This window comes from Arhodomonas sp. KWT (assembly GCF_010993615.1).
The window spans coordinates 1-993 of record NZ_WNXE01000610.1 but is presented as its reverse complement, the minus strand read 5'-3'; the positions used below and the strand labels follow the sequence as shown (position 1 = coordinate 993).

Here is a 993-nt window from a genome sequence, read left to right as displayed (position 1 = left end):
GCCGAGCCCGGCACGTCCAAGGGCGGCGACTACGGTGACCTCTGGGCGATCCTGCGCGACGACGAGGGCAATCCGGTGCTGGACGATAACGGCAATGTCCAGCCCTGCCTCAATGCCGACTGTACCGAGGTGGCGCAGTTGACGGAGGACGGCGAGCTCCCCGATGAGCTGGCCGACCAGGTCATGGAGGTGGAGTTCGGGCGGCTCAATGTCGCGCGGGCGCCGTCGTCGGTGCTGGATCACTCGCTCACCGAGGCCCTGGCCAAGGTGGACGGCATGACCATCACCGAGGCGAACCTCATGGACGTGACCGACGAGGCCGGTCGCCTCGTGGACCTGCTGGGCAACACCATCGACTCGCCGCTGGAGAACCTCGCGATCTACAAGGCCCTGCTGGAGGCCAGTTCGGGCGAGACGGTGGATGGCTACTACGTGCTGTCCGTGGTGGCCCAGGACGAGGGCGGTGATTCCAGCACCCTGACCCTGCGGGTGGCTCCGGATGTGCTGGGCACGCTCGCGGCGTCCGCAATCGCCGGCGCGTCCGACAAGACCGGTGAGCTCACCGTCGACGAGGTCGTCTACATCAGCAGCTTCATCGGCGTTGACGACGAGCTCGGTGCACTGGTCTCGGACTACACCTATGACCGGACCGCCCGGTTCGACCGCGAGGTCACGGCGCTGGTGTACGATCCGGATAACAACGTCTACGTGCCCACCCCCACGGATATCCTCGAGGCGGTGAGCTTCGACAGCATCCCGGCCATCGATGGCGATCAGAACGGCATCGATATCTTCACGCAGAACGCGGACGATGCCGTGCAGGTGCTTGAGTACGTTCACGACAACGCCCTCGAGGAGTGACCGGCGTCCCGCCCTTCGGGCTGGAGCGGTAACAGGGGCGCGCCGTCATGGCGCGCCTTTTTTCTGGTTCATCGCCGCCGATCGTGGATCAGGCCGGGTGGAGAATGAACGTGTCGTCGGTGTTGCGCTGAA

General features: G+C 65.6%; 1 protein-coding gene. It reads left to right on the top strand.

Going from position 1 to position 993, the window contains the following annotated elements; translation table 11 throughout:
- On the top strand, positions 1–861 hold an 861-nt coding region (locus G7A99_RS21120; RefSeq protein ID WP_163143873.1), incomplete at its 5' end, for a hypothetical protein.
- Between the last annotated feature and the right edge of the window lie 132 nt (positions 862–993).